Origin of the sequence: Nitratireductor sp. XY-223, assembly GCF_004959855.1 — a bacterium.
In the GTDB taxonomy this organism is placed as follows: Bacteria; Pseudomonadota; Alphaproteobacteria; order Rhizobiales; family Rhizobiaceae; genus Hoeflea_A.
In genome coordinates, this window is the sequence record NZ_SPNT01000002.1 from 276,757 (window position 1) to 299,479 (window position 22,723).

At 62.9% G+C, this 22,723-nt stretch carries 25 protein-coding genes; 11 read left to right on the forward strand and 14 right to left on the reverse strand.

What is annotated here, in order from left to right; translation table 11 throughout:
• Window positions 1-29: 29 nt before the first annotated feature.
• The 7 genes from E4M07_RS07885 to E4M07_RS07915 form a co-directional block, all read right to left on the reverse strand.
• Entirely contained in the window at window positions 30-1,514 is a 1,485-nt protein-coding gene (locus E4M07_RS07885; RefSeq protein WP_136657768.1) for a CpaF family protein, read from the reverse strand.
• A gap of 34 nt (window positions 1,515-1,548) precedes the next feature.
• Window positions 1,549-2,829, reverse strand: coding sequence for a CtpF protein (locus E4M07_RS07890; RefSeq protein WP_136657769.1), 1,281 nt, complete (start codon window positions 2,827-2,829; stop codon window positions 1,549-1,551).
• A 45-nt stretch (window positions 2,830-2,874) separates the two neighbouring features.
• Entirely contained in the window at window positions 2,875-3,591 is a 717-nt protein-coding gene (locus E4M07_RS07895; protein WP_246660390.1) for a CpaD family pilus assembly protein, read from the reverse strand.
• 17 nt (window positions 3,592-3,608) lie between these two features.
• On the reverse strand, window positions 3,609-5,063 hold the full coding sequence (locus tag E4M07_RS07900) for a type II and III secretion system protein family protein (protein ID WP_136658463.1): 1,455 nt from the start codon (window positions 5,061-5,063) through the stop codon (window positions 3,609-3,611).
• A 102-nt stretch (window positions 5,064-5,165) separates the two neighbouring features.
• A complete protein-coding gene (gene cpaB / locus E4M07_RS07905) occupies window positions 5,166-5,960 on the reverse strand; it encodes a Flp pilus assembly protein CpaB (RefSeq protein ID WP_136657770.1) in 795 nt (264 codons plus the stop codon).
• A 230-nt stretch (window positions 5,961-6,190) separates the two neighbouring features.
• Window positions 6,191-6,700 carry a prepilin peptidase gene (locus E4M07_RS07910; protein ID WP_136657771.1) on the reverse strand — a complete coding sequence of 170 codons (510 nt, stop codon included), beginning with the start codon at window positions 6,698-6,700 and terminating at the stop codon, window positions 6,191-6,193.
• 169 nt (window positions 6,701-6,869) lie between these two features.
• A complete protein-coding gene (locus tag E4M07_RS07915; protein WP_136657772.1) occupies window positions 6,870-7,037 on the reverse strand; it encodes a Flp family type IVb pilin in 168 nt (55 codons plus the stop codon).
• Between the two features lie 422 nt (window positions 7,038-7,459).
• On the opposite strand from E4M07_RS07915, the gene E4M07_RS07920 reads away from it, so the two are divergent.
• The 7 genes from E4M07_RS07920 (at window position 7,460) to E4M07_RS07950 (ending at window position 13,097) form a co-directional block, all read left to right on the forward strand.
• On the forward strand, window positions 7,460-7,864 hold the full coding sequence (locus E4M07_RS07920) for a pilus assembly protein N-terminal domain-containing protein (protein WP_136657773.1): 405 nt from the start codon (window positions 7,460-7,462) through the stop codon (window positions 7,862-7,864).
• Between the two features lie 133 nt (window positions 7,865-7,997).
• Window positions 7,998-8,615, forward strand: a complete 618-nt coding sequence (locus E4M07_RS07925; protein ID WP_136657774.1) for a TadE/TadG family type IV pilus assembly protein — start codon at window positions 7,998-8,000, stop codon at window positions 8,613-8,615.
• Between the two features lie 34 nt (window positions 8,616-8,649).
• On the forward strand, window positions 8,650-9,255 hold the full coding sequence (locus E4M07_RS07930) for a TadE/TadG family type IV pilus assembly protein (protein ID WP_169054128.1): 606 nt from the start codon (window positions 8,650-8,652) through the stop codon (window positions 9,253-9,255).
• A 242-nt stretch (window positions 9,256-9,497) separates the two neighbouring features.
• Window positions 9,498-10,718, forward strand: a complete 1,221-nt coding sequence (locus E4M07_RS07935; RefSeq protein WP_136657776.1) for a phosphopentomutase — start codon at window positions 9,498-9,500, stop codon at window positions 10,716-10,718.
• Window positions 10,719-10,726: 8 nt separating this feature from the next.
• Entirely contained in the window at window positions 10,727-11,683 is a 957-nt protein-coding gene (locus E4M07_RS07940; RefSeq protein ID WP_136658464.1) for an adenosine deaminase, read from the forward strand.
• A gap of 98 nt (window positions 11,684-11,781) precedes the next feature.
• A complete protein-coding gene (gene upp / locus E4M07_RS07945; protein WP_136657777.1) occupies window positions 11,782-12,411 on the forward strand; it encodes a uracil phosphoribosyltransferase in 630 nt (209 codons plus the stop codon).
• A gap of 161 nt (window positions 12,412-12,572) precedes the next feature.
• The gene (locus tag E4M07_RS07950; RefSeq protein ID WP_136657778.1) at window positions 12,573-13,097 is read left to right on the forward strand and encodes a TIGR02281 family clan AA aspartic protease; all 525 of its coding nucleotides are present in this window, start codon (window positions 12,573-12,575) and stop codon (window positions 13,095-13,097) included.
• Here the strand turns inward: E4M07_RS07950 and deoA are convergent.
• From deoA to E4M07_RS07980, 6 genes are read right to left on the reverse strand one after another with little or no spacing between them, the layout of a single operon-like run.
• A complete protein-coding gene (deoA, locus tag E4M07_RS07955) occupies window positions 13,087-14,415 on the reverse strand; it encodes a thymidine phosphorylase (protein ID WP_136657779.1) in 1,329 nt (442 codons plus the stop codon). The genes E4M07_RS07950 and deoA overlap by 11 nt on opposite strands.
• Window positions 14,416-14,443: 28 nt before the next feature.
• Complete coding sequence (locus E4M07_RS07960) at window positions 14,444-15,235, reverse strand: purine-nucleoside phosphorylase (RefSeq protein WP_136657780.1); 792 nt, start codon at window positions 15,233-15,235, stop codon at window positions 14,444-14,446.
• Entirely contained in the window at window positions 15,232-15,624 is a 393-nt protein-coding gene (gene cdd, locus E4M07_RS07965) for a cytidine deaminase (RefSeq protein WP_136657781.1), read from the reverse strand. The genes E4M07_RS07960 and cdd overlap by 4 nt, the downstream gene beginning before the upstream one ends.
• A gap of 19 nt (window positions 15,625-15,643) precedes the next feature.
• Window positions 15,644-16,615 (reverse strand): ABC transporter permease, encoded by a 972-nt coding sequence (locus E4M07_RS07970; RefSeq protein ID WP_136657782.1) that lies wholly within the window; start codon window positions 16,613-16,615, stop codon window positions 15,644-15,646.
• 4 nt (window positions 16,616-16,619) lie between these two features.
• Window positions 16,620-17,756: an ABC transporter permease gene (locus E4M07_RS07975; protein ID WP_136657783.1), complete on the reverse strand. Its 1,137-nt coding sequence runs from the start codon at window positions 17,754-17,756 to the stop codon at window positions 16,620-16,622.
• Window positions 17,753-19,288: an ABC transporter ATP-binding protein gene (locus E4M07_RS07980; RefSeq protein ID WP_136657784.1), complete on the reverse strand. Its 1,536-nt coding sequence runs from the start codon at window positions 19,286-19,288 to the stop codon at window positions 17,753-17,755. Before E4M07_RS07980 ends, E4M07_RS07975 begins: the two co-directional genes overlap by 4 nt.
• 174 nt (window positions 19,289-19,462) lie before the next feature.
• On the opposite strand from E4M07_RS07980, the gene E4M07_RS07985 reads away from it, so the two are divergent.
• Genes E4M07_RS07985 through E4M07_RS08000 form a run of 4 tightly spaced genes read left to right on the forward strand, consistent with a single transcriptional unit; the run spans window position 19,463 to window position 22,425 of the window.
• Entirely contained in the window at window positions 19,463-20,635 is a 1,173-nt protein-coding gene (locus E4M07_RS07985) for an iron-containing alcohol dehydrogenase (RefSeq protein ID WP_136657785.1), read from the forward strand.
• Window positions 20,636-20,639: 4 nt separating this feature from the next.
• On the forward strand, window positions 20,640-21,074 hold the full coding sequence (locus E4M07_RS07990; protein ID WP_136657786.1) for a thioesterase family protein: 435 nt from the start codon (window positions 20,640-20,642) through the stop codon (window positions 21,072-21,074).
• A complete protein-coding gene (locus E4M07_RS07995) occupies window positions 21,071-21,286 on the forward strand; it encodes a SlyX family protein (protein WP_136657787.1) in 216 nt (71 codons plus the stop codon). The genes E4M07_RS07990 and E4M07_RS07995 overlap by 4 nt, the downstream gene beginning before the upstream one ends.
• A gap of 26 nt (window positions 21,287-21,312) precedes the next feature.
• On the forward strand, window positions 21,313-22,425 hold the full coding sequence (locus E4M07_RS08000; RefSeq protein WP_136657788.1) for a pyridoxal phosphate-dependent aminotransferase: 1,113 nt from the start codon (window positions 21,313-21,315) through the stop codon (window positions 22,423-22,425).
• 9 nt (window positions 22,426-22,434) lie between these two features.
• On the opposite strand, the gene E4M07_RS08005 is transcribed toward E4M07_RS08000, so the two are convergent.
• Window positions 22,435-22,638: a hypothetical protein gene (locus E4M07_RS08005; RefSeq protein WP_136657789.1), complete on the reverse strand. Its 204-nt coding sequence runs from the start codon at window positions 22,636-22,638 to the stop codon at window positions 22,435-22,437.
• Window positions 22,639-22,723: the final 85 nt, after the last annotated feature.

Consider the following 22,723-nt stretch of genomic DNA (forward strand, 5'->3'; position numbering starts at 1 on the left):
CCACTTTTACGTCCCGGTCTGCCGGGTGCCTACTCATTGGCCTGTTCCAGGCTGTCGATTGCCTCGGCGAGACGGCGTTCCTCGCCGAAATAGCGGGCCCGTTCCCAGAAATGCGGCCGGCCGATGCCGGTCGACATGTGACGGCCGACAATGTTGCCGTTGGCATCCTCGCCATCGATATCGAAGGTCATCAGATCCTGCGTGATGATGACGTCACCCTCCATCCCGGTGACCTCGGTAATGTGGGTAATGCGCCGCGAACCGTCGCGCAGGCGGGCGGCCTGTATGATGACGTCGACCGAGCCGGCGATGATCTCGCGCACGGTCTTCGCCGGCAGCGAGTAGCCGCCCATGGCGATCATCGACTCGATACGGCTCAGACATTCACGCGGCGAGTTGGAGTGGATCGTTCCCATCGAGCCGTCGTGACCGGTATTCATCGCCTGCAGAAGGTCGAACACCTCAGGCCCGCGGACCTCGCCGACGATGATGCGTTCCGGACGCATGCGCAGGCAGTTCTTGACCAGGTCGCGCATGGTGACCTCGCCTTCGCCCTCGATATTGGGCGGCCGTGTCTCAAGGCGCACGACATGCGGCTGCTGAAGCTGAAGCTCCGCCGAGTCCTCGCAGGTGATGACACGTTCGGTTTCGTCGATGTAGCGGGTCAGACAGTTCAGCAAGGTCGTCTTGCCGGAGCCCGTTCCGCCGGAGATGACGACGTTGCAGCGGACACGGCCGATGATCTGGAGAATTGTCGAGCCGGCCGGGGTGATCGAGCCGAAATTGACGAGCTGATCGAGGGTGAGCTTGTCCTTCTTGAACTTACGAATCGTCAATGCCGTGCCATCGATGGCCAGCGGCGGCGCAATGACGTTGACACGCGAGCCGTCGGGCAAGCGGGCGTCGCATATCGGGCTCGATTCATCGACGCGCCGGCCGACCTGGCTGACGATGCGCTGACAGATCGAAAGCAGCTGGCTCTCGTCGCGGAAACGCACATCGGTTTCCTCGACCTTGCCGTTGACCTCGATATAGCTGATGCCCGAGCCGTTGATCATGATGTCGGCGATCTCGTCGCGGGCGAGCAGCGGCTCGAGCGGACCGTAGCCGAGAACGTCGTTGCAGATATCCTCGAGCAGCTCCTCCTGCTCGGAGATCGACATCGCGAAGTTCTTGATGGTGATGATATCGTTGACGATATCCCGGATTTCCTCGCGCGCGCTCTCGTTGTCCAGCTTGGACAGCTGGGACAGGTCGATCGTGTCGATCAGCGCCGAGAAGACCTGGGATTTGGTCGTGTAGTAGTTTTCCGACTTCTTGGACGTGCGCTTCTTCTTCTCAGGACGGCTGCCGCCGGGCGCGATCGGGGTGTTGCTTGACATGGGCGCCGATTCGGCGGGCGGAGGAGCCTCTTCAGGCTCCTTTTCCATCTCCAGCTCCGGCGCGAGGGGAGGCGTGGCGACAACTGTCTCCTCGACCTTTCCAAATCCGTCTTTTCCGCGTTTGCCAAACATGTATTACCCCTGAAACTTGGAACCCTCGGTCGGATTATCTGCGTGCCAGCAGGGACCGCAGGCCCGTCAGCCCGGATTTTTTCTGGGCTTTGACCTCCGCACGGCCCGTCAGCACGTGGGCGAGTTGCGAGAAGGTCTCGGCGGTCGGCGCCTTGGCATCGGTTTCGGCTATCATCTGACCGCTGTTGGATGCCGTTCCGAACAGCTGGGCGTCGAACGGTATGATCGCCGTGGCGTCGATTTCGAGCGGCTCGCAGAAATCGGCGACCGAAATCTCCGGCCGCTTGGGAACGCCGACCTGATTGAGAACCAGGCGCGGCGCACGGTCATTCGGCCGCAGCTTGCTCAAGGTGTCGATGAGGTTCTTCGTGTTGCGCAGGTTCGGCAGGTCCGGCGTTGCGACGACGACGACGTCGTCCACCTCGCCAAGCACGGCCTTGGTCCAGTTGGTCCACATATGCGGCACGTCGAGGACCGCGACCGGCGCGGTACGCTGGACGATCTCGAGCACCGGCTCGAAGGTCGAGCCGCCGAAATCGTAGGTCCGGTCAAGCATCGACGGCGCCGCCAGCATCGACAGATGCGAAGCGCATTTCGACAGCAGCCGCTCGAGGAAGACGTCGTCGAGCCGTTCGGGCGCGAACACCGCTTCAGCGATGCCCTGGGGCGGATCCTGGTCAAAATTGATGTTTGCCGTTCCGAACGCCAGGTCGAGATCCGCCAGGATGACTTCCGTCTCGAACAGGCTGGAGATACCCCAGGCGCAATTGTGGGCCACCGTCGAGGATCCGACGCCGCCCTTGGCGCCGATAAAGGCCATGGTCCGACCAAGCGGCTCGGCATCGGGATCGACGAAGATTGTCGACACGACATGGATGACATCGGCGATGGAGACCGGCCCGACCAGATATTCCGAGATCCCCCTGCGGATCAGCTCGCGATAGAGGAACACGTCATTGTCGTAGCCGATGACGATGACCTTGGTCGTCGGGTCGCACACGTCGGCAAGTTCGGCCAACTGGTTCAGCAGTTCGTCGCCGCTCAGCGAATTCTCCAGAATGATCAGGTTCGGAGTCGGCGAAGAGGCGTACATCGTGCAGGCCTTTTCCAGGCCGCCGCTGATCGTGCGCATATGCACCCGCGCCAGCCGCCGGTCCTCGGCCAGGGCACTGATGGTCTGCATCAGGCTGTCCGATTCGCAAAAGGCCTGTATCGATATACGCGGCAAGGGACGAAGATTGTCCATCGCGCTGTTATCCTCGCCCACATCGATCAGGCTTTGATCTACACCGGGATTTTCAGCAACCTCACTCATTTGGTCATCCTGCCTTGCGTTCTCCAAATGCCCTCAAGACCTCAGCTATTCACTGGGCGTGGCGTAGGAACCGTTTTTCCGATAGTTCTCAATGACGACGTCGCGACGCTGTGCATCGATCGGAGTCATGCCGCGCGGTGCGATCAGATCCGACGGATTGGCGATCTGGGCCGCCAGGTTGTTTTGCGTCGCGCATCCGAAATTGTCGTAGTGCTTGTTCTCCATCGTGTTGGTAACCAGATCCTCCGGCCACTTGCCACACTGGTTGGTGTGGGCGCTGATGGCGACAAAGCTCAGGCGGATCGGCGCGGCATCGTTCTGCGCCGCCGCCTGGTAGGATGTATAGGCAATGCGGCGGGCCGGTATGCCCTCCTCCACCAGGATCCCGCGAACCTGCTTGGCGATGCGCGAGGCGGCGCCGGCATTGGGCGATCCGACCGGCGTCATGATCTGCACGGATCCGGACGCCATTTCGCGGTATTCGGAGGCGAAGCCGCGAACGGAGGCGACCCTGCCGTAATTGAGCTTGCGTTCGCCGCGGGCGATGGGAACGTCGATCGTGTGCGCCTTTTCGGCGATCATGATCGGATGATTGGTGCGGTAATCGTCCGGCACCGCACCGACCTCAATGTCGTGAACATTGGCACAGCCGGCCAGAAGCGCAGCCGCCATGACCATCGCCGCCTTGACCGAAATCAGTGATCCATGACCCCGGGGGTGGTGCGCTAGCCGTTTCATCGAGACAGTGTCCATATGCGTCATGATGTGACTCCAACCCCTCAACACTTGTAAATAAATCCGACCACGCCGTGGTAGCGGCCCGGAGGCAGATCGGTTTCCATCTGCCCGTAGACCCGGTTCACACGGCCGAGGAAGTTCGCGGCTCCATCGCTGGTCGCGTTGAGATTGTCATCCGGCCGGGCAAGCTTGTTGCGGGCAACCGGGCGGACGAGATAGGGCGTGGCGATAATGACCAGCTCGGTCTCGTTGCGTACGAAATCGCGGCTGCGGAAGAGCGTTCCCAGCACCGGCACCTTGGAAAGGCCCGGGAAACCGCCCATGACCTGGCGCAGATCGTCGCGAACCAGGCCGGCGATCACGATGGAACCGCCGGAGGGAAGTTCAACGGCCGTGTCGGCCTCGCGGCGGCGAACGCCGTTGACGGTGACACCGCCGAGGCCGTTGGCGCCACTCAACGACACGCTGCCCTCGAAGGTCGGCTCGGAAACCGTGGTCAGGACCCGCAGGCTTATCCGGCCGGCCGACAGGACGACCGGCGTGAATGCAAGACTGATGCCCCATTCCTTCGCTTCGTAGCTGTAGGTGATGGTCCCGGTGTTGGAATCGACCGACTGGCCGGTGACCAGCTGGAACTCACCGCCGACAAAGAAGGTCGCCCGCTCGCCGGAGATGGCCGTCAATGTCGGCTCGGCAAGCGTCTTCATCACGCCGGCCTGTTCCATGGCCCGGACATAGGCCTGGATCGAATAATCACCGAGATTGAATTGCGACAGGCCGGAGGTGTTGCTCAACGCCTTGCCGAGCCCGACAGGGTTGATCGACGAGAAGGCCGTTCCGCCGCTCGAGCCGGTGAAATAGGTGTTGAAGCCGAGCTGCTTGAGGATCTGCCTGCTGACCTCGGCAACCGTGACCTTGAGCGTGACCTGGTCCTCGCCCTCGATGTCGATCAGGTTGATGATCTGGGAAACCTGGCGTTGTTCCGCGAAGATCGCCGCATCGCCGCCATCGCCGACCGCGGTGATGTTGCGGGTCGTCGCCTCACCGCCTTTCAGGAAGATCTCGGCCAGCTGGCTGGCGCGCGATGCGTCCTGCGGCGTGCGCACCGTTCCTGTCAGGACGATGTTGTCGCTGATGATTTCGACATGGATATCGGAATCCGGGATGAAGCGCGCGAGCTGCCGCTGCAGGCCGGTTATGTCGCGTTCGACCGCGAGATCGAGGCTGACGATCTGCTTGCCGTTCTGACCGAACACGAAAATGTTGGTCTGGCCGACCGCCTTGCCGAAGATGTAGATGCGCCGCGACGTGCGGGTGACCGCGTCGGCGACCGTCGGATCGGCCACCAGGATGTCCTGGGCATCGGCCGGCAGGTCGACGACGACCGCCTTGTTCAGTCCCAGCTTGACTTCCTTGACGTTTCCGGCGCCGGACTTGCGGACCTTGATGGACGCCTCGTTGGCCTGGGCGGCGGCGACGAACGGCTCGCCGGTCATGACCGCGGTTAGGGCGACAGCCGCACCGACATACAGAGTCTGGCGACCAAAGGTTGATGCAAGAGCTGAAATTTTTGATCTACGCACTGTTTTGTCCCCGGTCTAATTTGCTGCGCCGACATTGGTTATCGTGCCCGACTTGATCACCTGGATGGTGCCGCCCTCTTCTCCGCTCAGGAGGTACTCGGCACCGCCGGTGTCCGGATCCTGAACATCCGCGACACTGCGCAGAGCCAGCGTCAGGCGCGCGGCCATCTGCTGCGCTACGGCAATGATCTTCGCCTGCTCGGGCGTAAGTTCCAGCGTGGCGGTGGATCCAACGGCCGTCTTCTTGCCGTCCTCGTCTTCCTGGATGCGCTGGTCGATCGCCAGAACCCGGATGTTCTCCAGGATCGTCTCGGTGAGGAAACCGGCCTCATCCGAATTGCGGACCATGATCACGTCCACCCGGTCGTTCGGCAGGATGAATCCGCCGGCACTCGTTACAACCGAGATGCCGGTTGAAACCGCGCGCTTGCCGGAGGGCAGGATGGACGACATGATGCTGGTGCCCGCATCGACAACCTTCTCCGTGCGGAGCGGCTCGCCCTCGAACACCGGCAGCCTGACAATCGAGCCGGTCAGCTCGGTGACGGCATCCGGACGCGTCGAGCGGGTGATGAAGCCGTCCTTGACCGCATCCTCCGGCCAGTCCTGCCAGTCCAGGTTCTTCTTGCTGAGGCGAGAACCGATCGGCAGGCTGCTCGATGCGACAAGGACCTCGTCGGTCTGCACCTTCTTGACGACCTGGCGGACCGGCTGGTCATCGCGATTGCCGGTAATGTTCAAAATCAGATATCCGGCTGCGACAGCGGCAACCAGAGCGACGGCCAAGACTATTAAACGTGCGGGCTTCATACCGTTTCCCCGAGACACAGTTCCAATCGTTGGCGGAACAATGCGGGATGAATCGTGTACTTATGGTTAATGCGGCGCTACCAATCTTACTTAACGGCAAATTAATGCGCCGTACCGGGCAGGAGGGTCCTGGGGGCTGCAATTTCCAGTCTTTTGTTGTTGCTTCTGCAACCGGAAATTACAAAAGGAATCAGCAGCGGATTCAGCGGGCAGCCTCGGCGGATTGCCGGTCAGCCTCCGCCCGCCAGTGCGTACCGGGCCAGTTCCGTGGACGGGTAGCACATCAGTGCCGCCGCGCCGATGGCGACACCGTACGGAATGCCGACATTCGAATTCAGCAGATGATCCACCGGACCAAAGCGGAAGGCAACAAACCGGTCGGATCGCGCCACCACCAGGGCAACGGTCAGCAGTCCGCCGAACAGGGCCACATAGATCAGATACTGCAGAAGCAGCATGTTCAACCCGAACCACACCGCCGTTGCGGTCAGGAGCTTGGCGTCGCCGCCGCCCATGGCACCGAATCCGAAAAGCACGAAACAGACTGCGAAGACGATGAGCCCGGCGGCAAAATGCTCCCCGTATGTCGCCCAGTCCATGCCGGTCATGGGCGCCAGAACAGCAAACGATGCGAGGAGAATCAGCGACACCCGGTTCGGTATCGTCATCGTCAGCATGTCCATCAACGCCGCAAAGGCGAGACACAACGGGAATATCACCATTATTGCCGCATTGATCATCTCATTCTCCTAAACGGGGACCCGTCCCGGGCTGGCCCGGTATATCGCGGTCGTGAGAATATGAGCGTACATGCCTTAAGAAAAATTGACCGCCGGGATCGAAAAACCCCGGCGGTGCAAATTTTTACTGGTGATCGCCGATGAGGACGATTGTCACCATCAGTCAGACTTAGCTGTTGAGCTCGGTCTGAACTTCGTCAAACGTGTTCTTAAGACCGTTACCGACCAGACCCATGGCGGTGATGGCAGCAACAGCGATCAGGGCAGCGATAAGGCCATATTCGATGGCGGTCGCGCCGGACTCGTCTTTCATGAAACGTGCAAAAACCTTAGTCATTTGGAATACTCCTTGCTCCACTTGTTCAGCACTTCCGTCAACTTATTTCCGCTGATCGGATGCGAGCAAACTAGCGAACAGGATTTGAAAACCTCTTAAAAAACGTGGTTACCGAATCGTTCACCGCAACGGAGCGGCGGTGTGGTGAATGCATGATTAATGCGACTGCGACCGAACGGACCGGGCAAAATCCCTGCCCCCGGAATTGTGAAGAATCAGCCGCCTCTCGCGATATATAATATAATGAGTGGCACACGAGACAGCCGCCGTCAGCCGCGACACGGCCGGCCGCCGCGGCCCTGCCCTTTTGATGCCCGGTTCACATTTTTGTTCCGCACGGGACCCGCGTTAAGCGTTCATTCACCATTCCGGGCGACATTTTGGGGCAGTTTCATCATTAGGCGCTGCTCGAGGAGCATTTCATGTTCAAACTGTTAGATATCCGTTCGAAGGGAAGACAGACCCTCGCGCTGACGCTGTGCGCAGCGGCCCTGGCACTTGCCGTCGTTCCGTCGAAGGCGGAAAACACGATCCGGGTCGAACTCGACTATGCGCGGGTGATCAAGCTCGACCGTCCCGTCAGCCGGGTGATCGTCGGCAATGCGGATATCGCGGATGCCACGGTCAGCGATTCGCAGACCATTATCCTGACGGGAAAGAGCTTCGGCACGACCAACCTGGTCATTCTGGACGATGACGGCAATGCGATCGTCGACGAGCGCGTCCTCGTCTCGCTCGAAGCGCACAACACGATGCAGGTCTATCGCGAGACGGAGCGGAAGGTTCTGTCCTGCACGCCTTCTTGCGAGGAGCTGGACCTGGAATAGGTCATTCCATTTCGAAGTCCGGATGCGGTTAACAACCGGCAAAGATACTTTGTCGAATGCGACCGAATTCGGATACGGATTGTAAACTCCTTTGCCTTAGGATTTGCCGGCAGGTCCATGTAGCGGAGTTGTCATGCGGGTCCTATTTAGCAGAGCGCACAGCGGATCTGTGCGCAAGAAGCGGCTGAAACATTCCTGGTTCCGGCTGAAGCGAGACGAAAACGGCGGTGCGGCGATTGAATTCGCGCTGCTGGCGATCCCGTTTTTCCTGCTCATCTTCGCCATTATCGAGACCTGCATTGCCTTTGCCGCGGAGCAGACGCTCAACTACGCCGTTGACAAGCTGGGCCGCGAGATGCGGACCGGGCAGATGACATTCGCCACCGGCGAGTCGACGGACGTCACCGAAGACGAGTTCCGCGCCAGGCTGTGCAGCGAAGTGTCGATCATGTTCACCTGCGGCACCGATGTCGATGACAGGCTCTATGTCGACCTGCAGAACTACGGGGACTTCGCCTCGATTCCGACGGATGTTCCGATTTCCGGCGGCCAGCTCGACGACAGCGCATTCGCTTTCGATCCGGGCGGCGCATCGACGATCAACGTCCTGCGCGCCTACTACACCTGGAGGGTCACCGTCGACCTGTTCCGCCCCTATATCGCAAACATCACTGCGGACGGGGAATCCCAGGCGAATTACTACCTGATCGTGGCCACCACGGCCTATCGCAACGAAGCCTATGACGAATGACGGCGGCCGACGAACCGATTGCGGAGACGCTCAAATGATCCCGAATGCCAACCAGGACCGCACATCAATGACGCGCCTGCTCGATTGCGCCCGTTCCCTGATTCGCGACAAGAAAGGCGTCGGCGCGGTCGAGTTCGCCTTTGTCGCACCGATCCTGGTTGTCCTTTACATCGGCGCCGTCGAGATGACCGTCGCGCTGTCCGTTGATACCAAGGTCTCCCGGGCCGGCAATATCACCCTCGACCTGATCACCCAGGGAACGACGACGTCCAAGGACGAACTCGAGGACATGGAAGACGTGGCCGGCAGCATTCTCGCGCCCTATGCCAGTGACGATGTCGATCTCGTCTATACGGCGGTGACCATAAACGGCGCCGGCGACGAGGCGACGGTCTCCTGGTCCTGGGGCAGCACCGGCACCACGCCGCCGTCGGTTGGCGACGACATAACGGCTGAAATTCCGACGAGCCTGATGATCGCGGATGCCTTCTATATCCGCGGCGAGATCACCAATGTTCATGACTTCATCACCTCGATACCGTTCACCGGGTCGGCGATGAGCTCGCTCAATCTCAACGAGACCTATTTCATGCGGCCGCGCCTTGGCACATCGATCACCTGCAGCGACTGCAATACCTGATCCCGGTTCGCCCGTGTGAGAAGAACGGCGCGCCCGCGCCGTTCAACAGGCCCGCCGCAATTCCATTCAAGAAAAATCGCTATTGTCGACCGCCGTGTCGCGTAATAGTTTGAGGCGCGCCGCGTCATCGAACCGTTGCGCGGCGCGCCTAGCCGAATGGACCGATTTTCCGCCATCAAATGTATCAAGCTAATCACAAATCGCTCTAGGCGCATTGAATAATAATAACCAAAAGGACATCCATGGCCCGCGCGATCATCCTTGTTCTCGATTCCTTCGGCATTGGCGGAGCGCCGGATGCCGACCGGTTCGGCGATGCGGGGTCGGACACCCTCGGACATATCGCGGAGCAGTGCGCCATCGGTCTCGGCGACCGGCAGGGACTGAGACAGGGACCGCTCCTGCTGCCGAACCTGACATCGCTCGGCCTCGTTCAGGCGGCCGTGCTGTCGACCGGCCGCGTCCCGGCGGAAATGGACGATTCCGTCCGGCCGATCGGGCGCTACGCTTGCGCCAACGAAGTCTCGCTGGGCAAGGACACGCCGTCCGGCCACTGGGAGATCGCCGGCGTGCCGGTTCGGTTCGAGTGGGGCTACTTCCCCGAGGGCGATGAGACATTCCCGGCCGAACTGCTGGAACGGATCTACGAAGAATGCGAGCTTTCCGGCAGTCTCGCGAACTGCCATGCCTCCGGAACCGAAGTTATCAACGCCCATGGCGCGGAACACATCCGCTCGGGCCAGCCGATCTTCTACACATCCGCCGACAGCGTCTTCCAGATCGCCGCCCATGAAACCCATTTCGGCCTCGATCGCCTCTATCGCCTGTGCGAAACGGTCCGCAGGCTGGTCGATCCGCTCAATATCGGGCGGGTGATAGCGCGGCCTTTTGTCGGCGAAACGCCGGCGGATTTCCACCGAACCGGAAACCGACGCGACTATTCCGTTCCCCCGCCGGAACCGACGCTGCTCGATCGCGCCCGCGATGCCGGCCGCCTTGTCATCGCCGTCGGGAAAATCAGCGATATCTTCGCCCACCAGGGCATCAGCGAGATGCGCAAGGCCGACGGCAACGACGCGCTGTTCAACACCACGTTGGCGGCGATGGACGACGCCGACGACGGCGATATCGTTTTCACGAATTTCGTCGATTTCGACATGCTTTACGGTCACCGCCGGGACGTCCCCGGTTACGCGGCTGCCCTCGAACGGTTCGATGCGCGCCTGCCGGAGATCGCGCGCAAGCTGAGACGCAACGACCTCGTCGTGATCACGGCGGACCACGGCTGCGATCCGACCTGGCGGGGCAATGACCACACCCGCGAGCGCGTGCCGATCCTGTGCTTCGGATCCGCCGTCACCGCCGGCTCGGCCGGGATCAGGGAAACCTTTGCCGATATCGGCGAAAGCGTCGCCGCTCATCTGAGCCTCGCGCCCGGGCGACATGGAAGGAGCTTCATTTGACCCGTCATATTCCCAAGGCCGAGCTTCACTGCCACATCGAGGGTGCGGCATCGACGGACCTGGTGCGCCGGCAGGCGCAGAAATACGGCGTCGACATGGAGCACCTGATCGACGGTCAACGCTTCGTCTGGAACGACTTCACCAGTTTCCTCACCGCCTATGACGCGGCGGCGGCGCTGTTCAGGACCGAGGAGGACTACGCGCTGCTGGCGCAGAGCTACCTGGTATCCATCGCGGAGGAAGGCGCTATCTACAGCGAGGTGTTCATCTCGCCGGATCACGCGACCCGCGCCGGCCTCAGCCCACAGGCCTATGTCGACGGGCTTGGCGAGGGCATCCGCCGGGCGCGCGAGTCGCACGGCATCGAAGGTCGCCTGATCATCACCTGCGTGCGCCATTTCGATGCCGGGGCGGCCATCGATGTGGCACGGTTCGCGGCCTCGCAGCCGCACGCGTTTGTGACCGGCTTCGGCATGGGCGGCGACGAACGCATCGGCTCGCACGCCGACTTTGCCCGCGCCTTCGACATCGCCCGCGACGCGGGCCTCGGCATCACCACCCATGCGGGGGAAATTGCCGGTCCGGACAGTATCCGCGACGCGCTGGACCATGTGCGACCGACGCGCCTCGGACACGGCGTGCGGGCGATCGAGGATCCGGCGCTCGTCGAACAGCTCGCAAGGGAGGAGATCGTGCTCGAGGTCTGCCCCGGGTCGAACGTCTCGCTTTCGGTCTTTTCCGGCTTCGACGACCACCCGTTTCGGGCGCTCAGGGACGCCGGCGTGCGCGTGACGCTCAACGCCGACGATCCGCCCTATTTCGCCACCAGCCTCGGTGCGGAATACGCCATCGCGCAAACCGAATTCGGCCTTTCCGACGACGATCTCCTGGCCACGACAAGGACGGCGCTCGAGGCCGCATTCGTCGACGAGGAGACGCGCGCGGCGCTTCTCGCAAAACTGTGACAAACCATCGGCCGCAAGGCATTTGGGCGTTGCCACACCTTGCCGCACGGCTGCCGGGGATGCACAATGCCGGGCACGCAAAAGAAGGATAACAAAACATGGGCGGCGTCACTGTCATCGACCATCCCCTGGTTCAGCACAAGCTTACGATCATGCGCAAGAAGGACACGTCGACCGCCGGGTTCAGGCGGCTTCTGCGCGAGATATCGACCCTGCTTTGCTATGAGGTCACGCGCGAACTGGACCTGACGCACGAGGCGATCGAAACGCCGCTCACCGCCATGGACGCGCCGGTGCTTGCCGGAAAGAAACTCGTTTTCGCTTCAATCCTGAGGGCCGGAAACGGCCTGCTTGAAGGCATGCTCGACCTGGTGCCGTCGGCACGCGTCGCCCATATCGGCCTTTACCGCGACCACGAGACCCTGCAGGCGGTCGAATATTACTTCAAGGCGCCGGAGGACATCAGCGACCGCCTGGTCATCGTCGTCGACCCGATGCTCGCGACCGCCAATTCGTCGATCGCCGCCGTCGAGAAGCTCAAGGAACGCGGCGCGCACAATCTGCGTTTCCTGTGCCTGCTTGCCGCGCCGGAGGGTGTCGAGGCCTTCGGCAAGGCGCATCCGGACGTGCCGATCTTCACTGCGTCCATCGACAGTCACCTGAACGACAAGGGCTACATCGTTCCCGGTCTCGGCGATGCCGGCGACAGGATGTACGGAACGAAGTAAGCCCGACGTCAGCCTCGCTCCGCGAATCAGTGTAAACTGCCTCCATAAGTTAACGCTTCCCTAACCAGTGCCGCACACACTGTCGGTGTGCAGGACCGGGATTACGGTCCGTTAGGAATCTCCTGCTGTACTGCGTGCAAACAAGCACAAGGGCGTTAATCATGATGCGGATTGTCCTCCTCGCGGGCATGGTCTCCGGGATCGCGATCGCGGTTCCCAAGATCGTCGACGGCCAATTGACGCTTGAAAAGCCCGAGAAACAGGAAACCGTCAAAGTCATCGCGCCGGAGCCTGTCGCCACTTCCTATGTCGGGGGCCGGGACGTGGTGCTGACCGCCGATCCGAGGGGTCATTTCCGCGGCGATTTCCGGATCAACGGCCGGACGGTGACCGGGCTGGTCGATACCGGGGCGACCGCCGTCGCGATCAACCGCTCGACGGCCCGGCAGGTCGGTGTGTTCCTCAGTCCGGCAATGTTCACATACCGCGTGACGACGGCCAACGGGACCGTCAAGGCCGCCCGTGTCGAACTGGATTCCGTGGCGCTCAAGTCCATCCGCATCCGCAATGTCGAGGCTTTCGTGCTCGACGACGATTCGCTGGCCGGTACGTTGATCGGCATGAGTTTCCTGAACCGTCTTTCGTCCTACCAGGCCCGCGACGGAAAACTGGTGCTTACCCGCTAGCGCCCTCGATCCGCGTCAGGATGACCTCCGCGGCAGCCGGTCTGCTGTCGGACAATCGGTAGCTTTGCACGACATTTCTCGCCGCGGCGTCGGCGGCGGCCTCGCTGGCCGCGTGCACGCGCGCAACGCAGTCGCCGGGCTGCAGCCTGGTGCCGTGCGCGACCAGGTCGGTGAGGCCCACGGACGGGTCGACATCGTCCTGGGGCCGGGTGCGGCCGCCGCCGAGCGCGACAACTGCAAGTCCGATGCCGCGGGCGTCGATGGCGCTCACATAGCCCGTCCCGTCGATCGTCACGTCGCGGACGATCGGAGCCTTCGGCAGATGGGTCTCATAGGCGTCGACGAAATCGGCCGGCCCGCCAAGGGCGCTGACCATGGCGGCAAATTTCTCCGCGGCCCGGCCAGAATCGAGCGCGTCGCGCGCCGCCTGGGCCGCCGCCTCGAGACTGTCGGACAGACCGCTGTCGAACAGCATTTGCCTGGCGATTTCGATGGTCACCGCCTCGAGCCTCGCGTCCCGGTGATGCCCGGTGAGGAATTCCACGGCGTTGCGCACCTCCACGGCATTGCCCGCGGCGCTGGCCAGCGGCTCGTTCATGTCGGTGATGATCGCCGAGGTGGCCAGCCCGGCGCCGGTGGCCACGGAAACGAGGCTTCTTGCCAGCTCGATGGCCGCCTCGGGATCGGCCATGAAGGCGCCATTGCCCGTCTTGACGTCGAGCACCAGCGCCTGCAGCCCGGCGGCCAGCTTCTTGGACAGGATGGACGCGGTGATCAGCGGCACCGATTCAACCGTCGCGGTGACGTCGCGGATGCCGTAGAACCGCTTGTCGGCCGGCGCGAGTGAGCCGGTCTGCCCGATGATGGCGCAGCCGACATCCGCGACCGTCTTGCGGAACAACGCGTTCGACGGCACGACCTGGTAGCCCGGTATCGATTCCATCTTGTCGAGCGTGCCGCCGGTGTGACCGAGGCCGCGCCCCGATATCATTGGAACGGCAGCGCCGCAGGCCGCTACGATCGGCGCCAGCATCAGCGAGACATTGTCGCCGACACCGCCGGTGGAATGCTTGTCGGCGACCGGCCGGTCTATTTCCGGCCACGCCAGCACGTCCCCGGAATCGCGCATCGCCGTTGTCAGCGCGACCGCCTCGTCTCTCGTCATTCCATTGAAATACACCGCCATGGCCAGGGCCGCGATCTGGCCCTCGGAGACCGAGTGATCGGTGATCCCGCGGACAAAATCGGCGATCTCACCCGTTTCGAGCTCTTTGCCGTCGCGTTTCCTGCGGATGACTTCCTGCGGTAGAAAGCTCATGTTCCCGTCTCCGTTGTCCGGGCGGCGATCAGCGCGTCAGCATCGCCTTCAGGATCGTTGCCAGCCGCTGGCCGCCCAGCGGTGCCATCTCTTTCGTCTCGTCATGGGAAATCTCGGTGCCGCTCATTCCCGCGGCGAGATTGGTGACCACCGATGCCGCAGCAACGCGCAGGCCGAGGAAGCGCGCCAGTATGACTTCCGGCACGGTCGACATGCCGACGGCGTCGGCGCCGAAAGTCCGCGCCATCCTGATTTCGGCCGGGGTTTCGAAACTGGGCCCCGAGAACCACATGTAGACGCCCTGGTGAAGGTCCGTGCCGGTGGCCTTCGCCGCATCGCGCATTTCCTGCGCCATGTCCGCGTCATAGGCATTGGTCAGGCCGACAAAACGCCGGTCGCTCGGCTCGCCGATCAGCGGGTTGGAACCGGAGAAATTGATGTGGTCGGTGATCTGCATGACCGATCCCGGCGGCATGTCCTCGCGCAGCGAGCCGGCCGCATTGGTCAGGATCAGCCGCTTGACGCCGAGACCGTGCAGGGTCTCGAGCGGCGCGCGCATGACCGACGCATCGCCCTTCTCGTAGTAGTGCGCACGGCCCGACAGCATGATCACCGGCGTTTCGCCCAGATGGCCGGCGACCACCTCCGCCGCGTGGCCGGACACGCCGCTGTGCGGAAAGCCCTCAAGGTCCTCGTAAGGCACGCGGACAGGATCGCGCACCTCGCCGGCGAGCGACCCGAGACCGGAGCCGAGCACGATCGCGGTTTCGGGCATAAGCCCGTTCAGTTTTTTGACAAGCACAGACAGGGCGATGTTCATTTCAGGGCATCCGCGTCGAAGGCATAGGGAAGCAGTTCGCCAAGCGTGACCGTCTTGACGATCCCGTTGGCGTCGCACAGGTGGATTTTCGTATCCGGGCCGGCAAACTCCGCCAGACGCTGGCGGCAGCCGCCGCAGGGCGTGCAAGCGTCCATTTTCTCGGCGATAACAGCCACCTCGGTGATCTCGAGGCCACCGGCCATGATCATGTGGCCGATCGCCGTCGTTTCCGCGCACCAGCCTTCCGGATAGGAGGCCACCTCGACATTGGCGCCGGTGTAGATATTCCCGTCATCGGCCCGCAGCGCGGCGCCGACCGGAAATTCGGAATAGGGTGCGTGGCAGCGGCTCATCGCATCGCGGGCCGCAACAAACAGGTCGTCAGACATCGAACGCTCCAATACGCTACTAGCGTTCCTTCACATAGGGCTGCCCGCCGGCCTTCGGCGGAATCGCCTTGCCGATGAAGCCGGCCAGCAGGATGACCGTCAGCACATAGGGCAGCGCCTGCATGAACTGGACCGGAACCTCGCCGACCACCGGCAGTTCCTGGCCCTGCAGCAGGATCGCCAGCGCGTCGAGGAAGCCGAAAAGCAGACAGGCAAGCATCACGTTGACCGGCTTCCACTTGGCAAAGATCAGCGCGGCGAGCGCGATAAAGCCCTTGCCCGCCGTCATGCCCTTGACGAAGCCGGCGGCGACGGCCATCGAAAGATAGGCGCCGGCAAAGCCGCACAGAATGCCGCAGCACAGCACGCCGAGATAGCGCATCTGGGTGACCGAAATACCGGCCGTGTCGACCGCGCCGGGATTCTCGCCGACGGCGCGCAGCCGCAGACCGAAACGGGTGCGGTAAAGCACCCACCAGGTGAAGGGCACCAGGGCGAAGGCCAGATAGGTCAGCAGGAAGTGCTCGGAAATCAGGTTCTCGTAAATCGGCCCGATGACCGGAACGTCCTCGAGCGTGTCGGTCAGCGGCAGGCGGATCGCCTCGAACCGGCTGCCCTCGCCGAGTTGCGGCGTGCGCCCGCCCTGCTGGAACCAGGCCTGGCCGAGGATCACCGTGGAGCCGAGCGCTATGAAGTTGATCGCAACGCCCGAGACGATCTGGTTGCCGCGCTGGGTAATGGAAGCAAAGGCATGCACCATCGCCAGCGCCACGGAAATGAGGATGGCTGCGGCGAGGCCGATAAAGGCCGACCCGTAGACCGCCGCGGCCGCGCCGCCGGCAAAGGCCGCCGCCAGCATCTTGCCCTCAAGGCCGATATCGAAGACGCCGGAACGTTCGGAATAAAGCCCGGCGAGCGCCGCGAAGATGAGCGGGACGGAAAGCCGGATGGTGGCTTCGAGCGTGACCAGAATAATCTGAAAATAATCCATCGCCCTACTCCCCGGCCGCCGTCGCTTCGGACCGTCTTCCGGCGCCGCTGAGCGTTGCAAAGAATGTCGTGATCGCCGGTCTGAACATGTTCTCGAGCGCACCGGCGAAGAGGATCACAAGACCCTGGATGATGGTGATCATGTCGCGCGAGATCTCCGGCATCTCGAAGGCGATCTCCGCGCCGCCCTGGTAGAGCATGCCGAACAGGATCGCCGCCGGGATGATGCCGACGGGATGGGAGCGGCCCATGAGGGCGACGGCGATGCCGACGAATCCGGCGCCGGCGACGAAGTCGAGCTGCAGCCGGTCCTGGTCGCCCATGATCGGGTTCAGCGCCATCATTCCGGCAAGCCCGCCCGATATCAGCATGGTTATGATGATGATGCGGACTTCCTTGATGCCGGCATAGCGCGCCGCCGTGGGGCTGGCGCCCATGGTTCGGATCTCGAAGCCGAGGCGGGTGCGCCAGATCAGCAACCAGACGAGGAACGCCGCGACCAGGGCGATCACAAAGGTCAGGTTGAATGGAGCGCCGCCGATATCGAGGCCGAAAATGCCGAGCAGCCAGTCAAGCGTCGGTATGTGGGCGCCAGGCAGGAACGTCTCGGTCTGCGGCGCCATCGATCCGATGGGCTTGAGCACCTCGACGAGCATGTAAACCATCACACTGGAGGCGATGAAGTTGAACATGATGGTGGTGATGACCACGTGACTGCCGCGTTTTGCCTGGAGATAGCCCGGTATGAAGGCCCATGCGGCGCCAAAGAGCGCGCCGGCCAGGATCGCGAAGGGCAGCGTCAGGAACCAGGGGAATATCCCGTCAAGCGCCAGCGCGACGATGGCAACCCCGAGGCCGCCGATATAGGCCTGACCCTCGCCGCCGATGTTGAACAGGCCGCAATGGAAGGCCACCGCGACGGCAAGGCCGGTGAAGATGAAGTTGGTTGCGTAATAGAGCGTGAAGCCAAGGCCCTCGCCATAGCCGAAGGCGCCCTGGACCAGCAACGTCGCGGCGCGAATCGGGCTTTCGCCGACCAGCAGCACGACAAGGCCGGCCACCAGGAACGCGACGACGAGATTGATCAGCGGGATCAGGCCGTATTCGACCCAAAGCGGCAATTTTGCGTATGGAACACTCATTGGGCCGCCTCCTGCTCTTCTTCGACACCGGCCATCAGCAGTCCCAATTCCCCTTCCGTTGCTTCCGGCGTCCGCTCGCCGACGACGCGGCCCGCAAACATGACCAGGATCCGGTCGGACAACGAACGGATCTCGTCGAGTTCGACCGAGACGAGGAGCACGGCCTTGCCGGCGTCGCGCATCTCGATGATGCGCTTGTGGATGAATTCAATGGCGCCGACATCGACGCCGCGTGTGGGCTGGCCGATGACCAGCACCGCCGGATCGCGCTCCATTTCACGCGCCAGGACAATCTTCTGCTGGTTGCCGCCGGAAAAGTTCGACGTTTTCAGGCGCACATCGGGCGGCCTGATATCGTATTTCTCGGCGCTGGAGGCGGCGTGGCTGCGGATCGCATCGAGTTTGAGCATCGGGCCGTTCAGATATTCGTCATCGTAATGGTAGCCCAGAATTGCGTTCTCGTTTTCCTCGAAGGTGAGGACGAGGCCCATATGGTGCCGGTCCTCCGGCACATGGGCGAGCCCGCGCTTGCGCAAGTCCTGCGGATCGGCGTCGCCGGTGACATCTATCGGCTTGTCACTGAGCAGCACGGTCCCGCTCTCGGCGCGGCGTATGCCGGTGATCGCCTGCAGCAGTTCCGACTGGCCGTTGCCGGCGACGCCGGCAATGCCCACGATTTCGCCGGCCCGTACCTCGAAGGAGACATTGTCGACCATGACAACACCGCGATTGTCGCGCACCGTCAGCCCGTCAACCGAAAGCTTGACGTCCTTGACATCCGCGGGCCCCTTCTCGACGCGCAGGAGCACGCGGCGGCCGACCATCAGTTCGGCCAGCTCCTCGACATTGGTTTCCGACGTCTTGCGGGTGGCCACCATCTCGCCGCGGCGCATCACCGAGACCTCGTCGGTGATGGCCATGATCTCGCGCAGCTTGTGGGTGATGAGGATGATGGTCTTACCCTGGTCGCGCAGCTGTTCCAGAATGCGGAAAAGGTGATCGGCCTCGGCCGGCGTCAGCACGCCGGTGGGCTCGTCCAGGATCAGGATATCCGCGCCGCGATAGAGCGCCTTGAGAATCTCGACCCGCTGCTGCAGTCCGACCGGAAGTTCCTCGATGACCGCATCGGGATCGACTTCCAGCGCGTATTCGTCCTCCAGGTGCTTCAGCTCTGCCCGCGCATTGACAATGCCGCGGTTGAGGATGGCGTTTTCCTCGGCGCCGAGCATGACATTCTCCAGGACTGTGAAATTGTCGACCAGCATGAAATGCTGGTGAACCATGCCGATGCCGGCGGCGATGGCGACATTCGGGTCACGGATGGTGATCTCGTCGCCATTGACGAAGATCTTGCCCGCATCGGCCTGGTAGAAGCCGTAGAGGATCGACATCAGTGTGGATTTGCCGGCGCCGTTTTCGCCGATGATCCCGTGTATCGTTCCCTTGTGGACGCTCAGATTGATGTTCTTGTTGGCATGAACCGGACCGAAACTCTTGTCGATGCCCCTCAATTCGATAGCAAGATCGCTCATGCGCCTTCCGTTTTTTTATCAATTGGTATAATTGACCACCATATTCACCTGCCCTAGGCGATGCCAGCCCGAAACCCGGCTTTTTTTCCCAGTTCCGACCTAAACAGTTGCACGATTTCCTTTAAAGCGGAAGCGGCCTAATGTGTGAACTGGATTTGATTGAGTGGAGGAACCATGTCGGCATTCGCGTTTCATACGACCGCGCAGATCATCGTGCGCCCGGGCGCGTCCGGCGGCATTGCCGAGATCGCCGGCAAAAAGCTCGGGCGATCGGTCCTGTTCGTGACCGACAGTGGCATCCGCAATGTCGGCCTCGACCAATCCGCCATTCGCTCACTGGAAGATGCCGGGCATTCGGTGACCGTCTTCGACGCCGTCGAGGCCGATCCGAGCCTCGATACGCTGATGAATTCCGTGGAGGCGGCGCGGGGTTGCGGTGCCACCGGGGTGGTGGCGCTGGGTGGCGGTTCGTCGCTCGACGTGGCGAAGCTGACGGCCCTGCTGGCCGGCTCGGGAGAGGACATCGACGCGGCCTGGGGCGTCGGCAACGCGAAAGGCCCGCGCCTGCCGCTGGTGCTGATCCCGACCACCGCGGGCACCGGCTCGGAGGTCACGCCCGTTTCGATCATCACCGTCGGCGGCGAGGAAAAGCGCGGCGTATCCTCGCCGGTCATCCTGCCGGACACTGCGATTCTCGACGCCGAACTCACCGTCAGCCTGCCGGCGCCGGCGACGGCTGCAACGGGCATCGACGCCATGGTGCACGCGATCGAGGCCTACGCATCGAAGAACGCCAACAACAACCCGGTTTCGCGTATGCTTGCCACCGAGGCGCTGAAACTTCTCGGCACCCATATCGAGGCGGCGGTTTTCACGCCGGACAACCTGGAGGCGCGCGGCGCCATGCTGCTCGGCTCGACGCTCGCCGGCATGGCCTTCGCCAACTCGCCGGTCGCGGCCGTGCATGCGCTGGCCTACCCGATCGGCGGCACGTTCCATATCCCGCACGGGCTCTCCAACGCACTGGTGCTGCCGCAGGTGCTGCGCTTCAACGCGGCCGAGGCCGAGAACGGCTCGTACCGGCTCTACGCGGAACTCGGCCCCCATGCCTTCGCCGATTTCGAAGCCGGCGGCGGGGCGCAGGAGGACTGCGCGGCCTTCATCGAACGGCTCGCGGCGCTTTCGGCCAATATCGGCCTGCCGCAGCGGCTGCGCGATGTCGGCATCGGCGAGGAGGCGCTGCCGAAAATGGCCAGCGACGCCATGAAGCAGACCCGGCTGCTCGTCAACAATCCGCGCCACGTCGATGAGGCCGACGCGCTCGCCATCTACCGCGCCGCGTGGTGACGCCATGAACCGCCCTGCCCCGCTCGGGCGCGAGAGTTTCCGCGTCTTCCGCCAGTTGCAGTCCCGCTGGGCCGACAACGACATCTACGGCCACATGAACAATGTCGTGCACTACGCGCTGTTCGACACGGCGATCAACGGATGGCTGGTCGAGAAGGAATTGCTCGACCTCAAGAGAGGCGAAACCATCGGCCTCGTCGTCGAGACCGGGTGCCATTACTTCGCCGAGCTCGCCTTTCCGGACCGCATCGACGCCGGCATCGGCGTCGAGCGCATCGGCTCGTCCTCGGTGATCTACCGGATCGCGCTGTTCCGCGACGAGGACGCGACGGCGGCCGCCCAGGGCCGCTTCGTCCATGTCTATGTCGACCGCGGGACGCGCCGGCCGAAGCCGCTCGACGCGCACTGGCGCGAAACGCTGGAGGGCGCGCTTCTATGACCGGGGAAACGCAGGCCCGGCAGATCGCCAGGCTCGAGGAACATATCGCCCATCAGGCCCATACGATCGACGAGCTTTCGGAGCAGGTCGAGAAGCAATGGAAGCTGATCGACCTCCTCAAGGCGCAACAGCAAAAGCTGGTCGACCGGCTGCTGGCCCTCGAGGAGACGTCCGGAGAGGCGCCGCCGGACACCAAGCCACCGCATTATTGAAGCGAACAACCGGATAACCGCCACCGATGACCGAATTCTCCCGTTTCACCCCGCTCGTCCAGTCGCTGCCGGCCACGGTTCCGTTTGTCGGACCGGAAACCCAGGAACGCGCCGCCGGAAAGCCGTTCCGCGCCCGCATCGGCGCCAATGAGAGCGGCTTCGGCCCGGCGCCGTCGGTCAGGGAAGCCATGCGCGCCGGCGCAGATGAGGTCTGGAAATACGGCGATCCGGAAAACCACGACCTGCGCACTGCGCTGGCGGCGCATCTCGGCATCGCGGCGGACCGGATTGTCATCGGCGAGGGCATTGACGGGCTGCTCGGGCTCGTGGTGCGCCAGATCGTCGGCCATGATACGCCGGTCGTCACCTCGCTCGGCGCCTATCCGACCTTCAACTACCATGTCGCCGGGTTCGGCGGGCGGCTTGTCACCGTCCCCTACCGCGACGACCATGAGGATTTGGACGGCCTGCTTGACGCGGTGAGGCGCGAGGGCGCGCCGCTCGTCTTTCTCGCCAATCCGGACAATCCGATGGGCACCTGGCATGCCGGCGATGCCGTCGCGGCCTTTGCCGAGGCGCTGCCCGAACAGACGATGCTCATCCTCGACGAGGCCTACGGGGAAATGGCGCCGCCAGACGCCCTGCCGCCGGTCGCGGCGCTCATCGACCGGCCGAACGTCATACGCATGCGGACCTTTTCCAAGGGCTACGGGCTCGCGGGCCTGCGCTGCGGCTACGCCTTCGGCACGGCCGGAACCATCGCCTCCTTCAACAAGGTGCGCAACCATTTCGGGGTCAACAAGATGGCGCAGATCGCGGCGCTCGCCGCTCTGAAGGACCAGAATTATCTTGAAAGCGCCTGCGGGCGGATCGATGCGGCGCGGCAGCGGATCGATGAGATTGCCCGTGCCAACGGGCTGGAGACGCTTCAATCGGCAACGAATTTCGTTGCCATCGACTGCGGCCGGGATGCCGAATTCGCGACGGCGCTGCTCAACGCCCTGGTCGCGCGCGGCGTCTTCGTGCGCATGCCGGGCGTCGCCCCTCTCAACCGCTGCATCAGGATCAGTGTCGGGCCCGACGAGGCACTTGACATATTCGAAGCGGAACTGCCGCCCGCACTGGCGGCAGTGTCCTGATCGCGGGCCTTAGGCCTGCGGACCTTCCGCCATTTCGACGGCCTCTTCCCAGGAATGGCCGGCGGCCATGATGCAGGTCATGCCCGTCGTCGTCGTCATGAGGATCGTCCAAGTGCCGGTTTTCGACGTGTAGACCTCGAATACGGCCTTGCCGGACGAGGCAAGCCCGAGCGCGCGCGGCGCTTCCTTGTACTTGTCAGCAAGGGCTTTCAACAGAGAAGTCCGGTCGCCACAAGCCAATCCGGCGGCCGGCGCCTGTGTCGACAAGCATACAACCGCCGATGCCAATGTAATACCC

Bases quoted from the DNA above. Each gene is read 5' to 3' on its own strand.
- E4M07_RS07885 (WP_136657768.1), bottom strand. From the start codon at position 1,514: ATGTTTGGCAAACGCGGAAAAGACGGATTTGGAAAGGTCGAGGAGACA.
- E4M07_RS07970 (WP_136657782.1), bottom strand. From the start codon at position 16,615: ATGGATTATTTTCAGATTATTCTGGTCACGCTCGAAGCCACCATCCGG.
- E4M07_RS07950 (WP_136657778.1), top strand. From the start codon at position 12,573: ATGATGCGGATTGTCCTCCTCGCGGGCATGGTCTCCGGGATCGCGATC.
- upp (WP_136657777.1), top strand. From the start codon at position 11,782: ATGGGCGGCGTCACTGTCATCGACCATCCCCTGGTTCAGCACAAGCTT.
- E4M07_RS07910 (WP_136657771.1), bottom strand. From the start codon at position 6,700: ATGATCAATGCGGCAATAATGGTGATATTCCCGTTGTGTCTCGCCTTT.
- E4M07_RS07900 (WP_136658463.1), bottom strand. From the start codon at position 5,063: ATGACCGGCGAGCCGTTCGTCGCCGCCGCCCAGGCCAACGAGGCGTCC.
- E4M07_RS07995 (WP_136657787.1), top strand. From the start codon at position 21,071: ATGACCGGGGAAACGCAGGCCCGGCAGATCGCCAGGCTCGAGGAACAT.
- E4M07_RS07935 (WP_136657776.1), top strand. From the start codon at position 9,498: ATGGCCCGCGCGATCATCCTTGTTCTCGATTCCTTCGGCATTGGCGGA.
- E4M07_RS07890 (WP_136657769.1), bottom strand. From the start codon at position 2,829: ATGAGTGAGGTTGCTGAAAATCCCGGTGTAGATCAAAGCCTGATCGAT.
- E4M07_RS07990 (WP_136657786.1), top strand. From the start codon at position 20,640: ATGAACCGCCCTGCCCCGCTCGGGCGCGAGAGTTTCCGCGTCTTCCGC.
- deoA (WP_136657779.1), bottom strand. From the start codon at position 14,415: ATGAGCTTTCTACCGCAGGAAGTCATCCGCAGGAAACGCGACGGCAAA.
- E4M07_RS07925 (WP_136657774.1), top strand. From the start codon at position 7,998: ATGCGGGTCCTATTTAGCAGAGCGCACAGCGGATCTGTGCGCAAGAAG.
- E4M07_RS07980 (WP_136657784.1), bottom strand. From the start codon at position 19,288: ATGAGCGATCTTGCTATCGAATTGAGGGGCATCGACAAGAGTTTCGGT.
- E4M07_RS07960 (WP_136657780.1), bottom strand. From the start codon at position 15,235: ATGAACATCGCCCTGTCTGTGCTTGTCAAAAAACTGAACGGGCTTATG.
- E4M07_RS08000 (WP_136657788.1), top strand. From the start codon at position 21,313: ATGACCGAATTCTCCCGTTTCACCCCGCTCGTCCAGTCGCTGCCGGCC.
- E4M07_RS07915 (WP_136657772.1), bottom strand. From the start codon at position 7,037: ATGACTAAGGTTTTTGCACGTTTCATGAAAGACGAGTCCGGCGCGACC.
- E4M07_RS07920 (WP_136657773.1), top strand. From the start codon at position 7,460: ATGTTCAAACTGTTAGATATCCGTTCGAAGGGAAGACAGACCCTCGCG.
- E4M07_RS07985 (WP_136657785.1), top strand. From the start codon at position 19,463: ATGTCGGCATTCGCGTTTCATACGACCGCGCAGATCATCGTGCGCCCG.
- E4M07_RS07930 (WP_169054128.1), top strand. From the start codon at position 8,650: ATGATCCCGAATGCCAACCAGGACCGCACATCAATGACGCGCCTGCTC.
- E4M07_RS07895 (WP_246660390.1), bottom strand. From the start codon at position 3,591: ATGACGCATATGGACACTGTCTCGATGAAACGGCTAGCGCACCACCCC.
- cdd (WP_136657781.1), bottom strand. From the start codon at position 15,624: ATGTCTGACGACCTGTTTGTTGCGGCCCGCGATGCGATGAGCCGCTGC.
- cpaB (WP_136657770.1), bottom strand. From the start codon at position 5,960: ATGAAGCCCGCACGTTTAATAGTCTTGGCCGTCGCTCTGGTTGCCGCT.
- E4M07_RS07975 (WP_136657783.1), bottom strand. From the start codon at position 17,756: ATGAGTGTTCCATACGCAAAATTGCCGCTTTGGGTCGAATACGGCCTG.